The sequence below is a fragment of the Mesorhizobium sp. M8A.F.Ca.ET.021.01.1.1 genome, from assembly GCF_003998025.1.
Classification (GTDB): Bacteria; Pseudomonadota; Alphaproteobacteria; order Rhizobiales; family Rhizobiaceae; genus Mesorhizobium.
In genome coordinates, this window is sequence record NZ_RZSJ01000424.1 from 1 (window position 1) to 5,499 (window position 5,499).

Below are 5,499 nucleotides of genomic sequence, written 5' to 3' on the forward strand. Positions count from 1 at the left end.
CGCGTCGTTGTCGGTGGGACTCAGTGCGGGCCTCTTTCCTGAAGCCGGCGTCCTGGTCAGCACCGTGCTGCTGGCCATCGGTTCAACGGCTTTCATCCTGCAGCGCTCGACCGAACCGCAGGTGCGGCCGGTGGACCGTGCCACGAGCGGCTCGGCAATAAGGCTGCGGCCGGTGCAGATCATCACCCTTGCCTTGATTTTCATCGGCGCGACCTTCGCGACGACGGAAGTGAGCACGGTGGCCATCACTGGGGAATTCGGCCAGCCGGGCGCCGCCAGCCTTGTCATCGGCGTCTATGCGCTGGGATCGTTCGTGCTCGGCATCATCGTCGGCGCCCTCAACCTGCAAGCACCGCTGCAACGCCAGTTGGCAATCGCGGTCGCCCTGGTCGCGCTTGGCACGCTTTTGCCGCTCACCGCCGGTACGGTGCCGCTGCTGGCGCTGACCGTGTTCATCAGCGGCGTGGCGATCTCGCCGACCTTCATCACCGCCTTCGGCCTGATCGAACGGCATGTGCCGGAAGCGATGCTGACCGAAGGCATCACCTGGGTGATGACCGGGATCGGTATCGGCATGGCGCTGGGCTCCTTCGCCGCCGGCGCGGTGGTGGATGCGTTCGGCGCCCAGAACGGGTTCTGGGTGTCGGTTGCATCAGGCGTTATCGCATTGGTTACGGTGCTGCTCGGCCAGCGCAGCCTTGCCACCCACGAATGCGAGTTGGAAGGATGCGAGGCGGCAATCCCTGCCGAATGACCGCCAGGGTTTGTTGAGCTCAGATAATCTCGGTTTTGGCGATATGAATGCCAAAGCCTTCGAGGCCGACATAGTGGCGCTCGCGTGAGGCGATCAGGTTGATCGAGGAAATGCCGAGATCCTTCAGGATCTGGGCGCCAAGCCCGATCTCGCGCCATTCGCTCTCGCGCCGGCGCGCCTCTTCATGGTCCTCGCGGTCGCCCGACACCGGCCGATTGCGCTCCTGGTGGGCGACGCCGACCGAGCCCTCTCTGAGATAGACGATGACGCCGCGCTTGCGCTCGCCCATCGCCTTCATGATGGCGTCCAGCCGGTGGCTGGTGCCGAACACATCGGTCACCACATCCTCCGAATGCAGCCGCACCGGGACGTCCTCGCCGTCGCGGATGTCGCCGAAGACGATGGCGACGTGATGCATCGTGTCCCAGGGCAGCGTGTAGGTGAAGACCTGCGCCTTGCCGCCCAGCGTTTCGATGTCGGAGCAGGCGACGCGCTCGACCAGCGTTTCCTTGCGTTGCCGGTAAGCGATCAGATCGGCGACCGAAACCTGCTTCAGGCCGTGTTCCTCCGCGAAAGCCTGTACCTGCGGGCCGCGCTTGACGGTGCCATCGTCGTTGACCAGTTCCGAGATGACGCCGATTGGCGGCAGGCCAGCGAGCTTGCACAGATCCACGGCCGCCTCGGTATGGCCCGAGCGCATCAAGACGCCGCCTTCACGCGCGATGAGCGGGAAGATGTGGCCGGGGCGGACGAAATCCGAAGCGCCGACATTGCCGTTGGCAAGATTGCGCACGGTCAGCGTGCGGTCGTCGGCTGAAATGCCTGTCGTCGTGCCGTGCTTGAAGTCGACGCTGACGGTGAAGGCGGTGGTGTGGGCCGAATCATTGTCGGCGACCATCGGCGCGAGGTTCAGCCGCTTGGCTTCTTCGCGCGGCATCGGCGTGCAGACGATGCCCGACGTGTTGCGCACGATGAAGGCCATCTTCTCCGGCGTGCAGTGGACGGCGGCGACGATCAGGTCGCCCTCGTTCTCACGCCCATCATCGTCCATGACGACGACGATCTCGCCGCGTTCGAAAGCCCGGATGGCTTCGACGATCTTCTTCTGGTCGTAAGGCATGGAAATGCTCGCTTCGCTCGGAGGAAATAGGCAGTAGGGAAAGGAAACTTTGGCTCTTTCGGGCGGGCAGACTGGCCTAATGCCTAATCCCTACTGCCTATTCCCTTTCCTGTCTGTCCTCGGTGCCGCAGATAGTGGTCGGCGATGGCGCAGGCAACCATGGCCTCGCCGATCGGCACGGCTCGGATGCCGACGCAGGGGTCGTGGCGACCCTTGGTCATCACCTCCACGTCGTTGCCGTCCTTGTCGATGGATTTGCGCGGCGTCAGGATCGACGAGGTCGGCTTGACGGCAAAGCGCGCGACGATCGCCTGCCCGGTGGAGATGCCGCCGAGGATGCCGCCGGCATTGTTGGAGAGGAAGACCGGCTTGCCGTCATTGCCCATGCGCATCTCGTCCGCATTCTGTTCCCCAGTGATACGCGAGGCCTCGAAACCATTGCCGATCTCGACGCCCTTGACGGCGTTGATCGACATCAGGCCGGAGGCGATATCCTGGTCGAGCTTGGCGTAGATCGGCGCGCCGAGGCCGGGAGGCACACCGTCAGCGACGATCTCGATCACCGCGCCGACCGAGGAGCCGGCCTTGCGGATGCCGTCGAGATACTGCGTGAAGACAGGCACGGAAGCCGGATCCGGGGTGAAGAACGGGTTCTCGGCATCGCCGATGAAATTCCAGTTCCAGTTGCCGCGATCGATCGCCTTTTCGCCCATCGACACCAACGCGCCGCGCACCACCATGCCCGGCACCACCTTGCGGGCGAGCGCGCCGGCGGCGACCCTGGCCGCCGTCTCGCGCGCCGAGGAGCGGCCGCCGCCGCGATAGTCGCGTATGCCGTATTTGACGTCGTAGGTGTAGTCGGCATGGCCCGGCCGGAACTGGCGGGCGATCTCGCCATAGTCCTTCGAGCGCTGGTCGACATTCTCGATCAGCATCGACACCGGCGTGCCGGTGGTGATCATCGTCGCGCCGTCCTCGTCGATGACGAAGCCCGAGAGGATCTTCACCTCGTCCGGTTCGCGGCGCTGGGTGACGAAGCGCGACTGGCCCGGGCGGCGCTTGTCGAGCTCGGCCTGGATTTCATCGCGCGTGAAACGGATGCCCGGCGGACAGCCGTCAACCACGCAGCCGAGCGCCGGGCCATGGCTTTCGCCCCAGGTGGTGACGCGGAAAAGATGGCCAAACGTGTTGTGAGACATGGAAAAGCGCCCTGCCCGGCATCAAAACCGGCTGAAGCCTGCCTTCTATTGGCGTTTTCCACAGTGGTCAAACTGTCATCCCCGCCGTTTAAGTTTTGACACATTCGGCTGGTTTCTGCTTTCTTCCATTCGCCGTTGAGGACCCGCCGCCACCCAGGCCGGCGCAATGACCAAAGAGGACGATAATGCGTACCCTGATTGGCGCTGTTGCCGCCACGCTGTTGCTTTCCACCGCCGCCTTTGCCGGCCAGACCGAAGGCCTGATCAAGAAGGTCGACAAGGATGCGCTGACCCTGACGCTGGACGACGGCAAATCCTACAAGCTGAACGCCGAAACCGATCTCGACGCGCTGAAGCCGGGCATGGACATCGTCATCGCTTACGATGTTACCGATGGCGAAAACGTCGTCACCGACATGCAGTTGCCGGGAGACGGCGACACGAACTAAAGCGCGTCGCGACGCGCTTTAGTTCTTTGTTTTTATGCATGTCGTCTTCCCCAAAACCGAGGTCACTTTTGGGCGACATGCATTAGCAATAGGTCGTCATCAGGCGCCCTAAAGCCATTCCAGGCTCCGGCCTTCAAGTTTGAGCACGCGATCCTGCGGTATCTCCAGGTTCGCCGCTTCGTCCTCGGGCATATCAAGCACGAAGCGAAACAGGGTGCGCATGACGCCGCCATGCGTGACACAAATCGTCTCGCGGTCGATCTCGTCGAACCATGGCTTCACCCGCTCGAGCAGCATCTGGTAGCTCTCGGCGCCTTCGCCCGGCGGCTGAAAATTCCATTTGTCGCGAGCACGCGTCCTGCTTGCCCCGGGAGACCGCGTCTCGAGCTCGGCAAAGGTAAAACTCTGCCAATCGCCGAAATTGACTTCAATGAGCCTGATATCGGTTCGGTAGGCGAGCGGATCGAGTTTCATGGCGGCGCGGATGCGTTCCATCGTTTCGCGCGTGCGTCTCATCGGACTGGCGACGAAGTCGAATTCCTGGGGAACGCCGACGAGTTCGGCCAGCCGATGCCCGTTTCCGGTCGCCTGCTCGCGGCCGAGAGCATTGAGATCGGTGTCGGCCTGGCCCTGAAGCCGGAACTCGGCGTTCCACGCGGTCTGGCCGTGGCGCACGATATAAACCAGCGGATACATCAGCTCTTCCGGAGATCGGGCCAGGGCCTGGACGCAGGACAGGCGGAGAGAACTAATCCTTGACCGTCGAAATATCCGGCGCGTCGACCGCCTTCATGCCGACGACGTGATAGCCGGAATCGACATGGTGCACCTCGCCGGTGACGCCACGCGACAGGTCGGACAGGAAATAGACCCCGGAATCGCCGACTTCTTCCTGCGTGACCGTCTGTTTCAGCGGCGAATTGTATTCGTTCCACTTCAGGATGTAGCGGAAATCGCCGATGCCGGAGGCGGCAAGCGTCTTGATCGGGCCGGCGGAAATCGCGTTGACGCGGATCTTCTTGGCGCCAAGATCAACCGCGAGGTAACGCACGCTGGCCTCGAGTGCCGCCTTGGCGACGCCCATGACGTTATAGTGCGGCATCACCTTCTCGGCGCCGTAATAGGTCAGCGTCAGCAGCGAACCGCCCTCGGTCATCAGCGCTTCGGCTCGCTTGGCGATGGTGGTGAAGGAATAGACCGAAATGTCCATGGTGCGCAGGAAATTGTCCCGCGTCGTCTCGACATAGCGGCCGGTCAGCTCGTCCTTGTCGGAAAAAGCGATGGCGTGGACGAGGAAATCGAGCTTGCCCCAATGCTTGGCGACGTTGGCGAAAACCTCGTCCAGACTCGCGGGATCGGTGACGTCGCAATGGCCGGCGACAAAGGCGCCCAGCTCCGCCGCCAGCGGTTCGACTCGTTTCTTGAAGGCTTCGCCCTGATAGGTCAGTGCGATCTCTGCGCCGTGATCGACGCAGGCCTTGGCAATGCCATAGGCGATCGACCTGTTGTTGGCGACGCCAAGAATAAGGCCGCGCTTGCCGGCCATTAGGCCCTGTCCACCCGCCATGTCAGCGCTCTCCGCAAGGTTTCTGCTTTGTGGAGTGCCTATCGCACAGGCACACAGCCCCTTCAAGCGTTCAAACCGGACAGTTCGGGGGACAAAGCTCTCGATCAGCCTTTTTGGCCACGCAACAGCGATTCGAGCGCGCTGTCGCCGCCTTCCGGCAGCATGATGCGCACATGCGCGTAGAGATCGCCATGGCCGCCGGCTTTCTCGGGCAAGCCCCTGCCCTTGAGCCGCAGGACCTTGTCCGAGCTCGACCAGGCGGGAACATTGACCGCGAGTCTGCCGGTCGGCGTCTCGACCGGCACCTTGGCGCCCAGCACCGCATCCGCCAGCGTCACCGGCAGATCGGCGTGCAGGTCGCGGCCCTCGATGCGGTAGCGCGGATGGCGACGGATGTGAATCTTGACCAG

At 63.1% G+C, this 5,499-nt stretch carries 7 protein-coding genes; 2 read left to right on the forward strand and 5 right to left on the reverse strand.

Annotated elements, in window-relative coordinates:
* On the forward strand, window positions 1-754 hold a 754-nt coding region (locus EOA36_RS25875), incomplete at its 5' end, for an MFS transporter (RefSeq protein ID WP_145969311.1).
* A 19-nt stretch (window positions 755-773) separates the two neighbouring features.
* Here EOA36_RS25875 and ribB read toward each other — a convergent pair.
* Window positions 774-1,874, reverse strand: a complete 1,101-nt coding sequence (gene ribB / locus EOA36_RS25880) for a 3,4-dihydroxy-2-butanone-4-phosphate synthase (protein WP_127279981.1) — start codon at window positions 1,872-1,874, stop codon at window positions 774-776.
* Between the two features lie 83 nt (window positions 1,875-1,957).
* Window positions 1,958-3,073 (reverse strand): chorismate synthase, encoded by a 1,116-nt coding sequence (gene aroC / locus EOA36_RS25885; RefSeq protein ID WP_127279982.1) that lies wholly within the window; start codon window positions 3,071-3,073, stop codon window positions 1,958-1,960.
* A gap of 185 nt (window positions 3,074-3,258) precedes the next feature.
* On the opposite strand from aroC, the gene EOA36_RS25890 reads away from it, so the two are divergent.
* Window positions 3,259-3,522, forward strand: a complete 264-nt coding sequence (locus EOA36_RS25890) for a DUF1344 domain-containing protein (RefSeq protein WP_127279983.1) — start codon at window positions 3,259-3,261, stop codon at window positions 3,520-3,522.
* Window positions 3,523-3,630: 108 nt separating this feature from the next.
* Here EOA36_RS25890 and EOA36_RS25895 read toward each other — a convergent pair whose 3' ends face one another.
* The 3 genes from EOA36_RS25895 to EOA36_RS25905 all read right to left on the reverse strand — a co-directional run.
* Window positions 3,631-4,218: a histidine phosphatase family protein gene (locus tag EOA36_RS25895; protein ID WP_127279984.1), complete on the reverse strand. Its 588-nt coding sequence runs from the start codon at window positions 4,216-4,218 to the stop codon at window positions 3,631-3,633.
* A 52-nt stretch (window positions 4,219-4,270) separates the two neighbouring features.
* Entirely contained in the window at window positions 4,271-5,089 is an 819-nt protein-coding gene (gene fabI / locus EOA36_RS25900) for an enoyl-ACP reductase FabI (protein WP_015318818.1), read from the reverse strand.
* Between the two features lie 104 nt (window positions 5,090-5,193).
* On the reverse strand, window positions 5,194-5,499 hold a 306-nt coding region (locus EOA36_RS25905; RefSeq protein WP_281040081.1), incomplete at its 5' end, for a DnaJ C-terminal domain-containing protein.

What these genes read in the sequence shown, in the direction of transcription:
- fabI (WP_015318818.1), bottom strand. Translation starts at nt 5,089, where the DNA reads ATGGCGGGTGGACAGGGCCTAATGGCCGGCAAGCGCGGCCTTATTCTT.
- EOA36_RS25890 (WP_127279983.1), top strand. Translation starts at nt 3,259, where the DNA reads ATGCGTACCCTGATTGGCGCTGTTGCCGCCACGCTGTTGCTTTCCACC.
- aroC (WP_127279982.1), bottom strand. Translation starts at nt 3,073, where the DNA reads ATGTCTCACAACACGTTTGGCCATCTTTTCCGCGTCACCACCTGGGGC.
- ribB (WP_127279981.1), bottom strand. Translation starts at nt 1,874, where the DNA reads ATGCCTTACGACCAGAAGAAGATCGTCGAAGCCATCCGGGCTTTCGAA.
- EOA36_RS25895 (WP_127279984.1), bottom strand. Translation starts at nt 4,218, where the DNA reads ATGTATCCGCTGGTTTATATCGTGCGCCACGGCCAGACCGCGTGGAAC.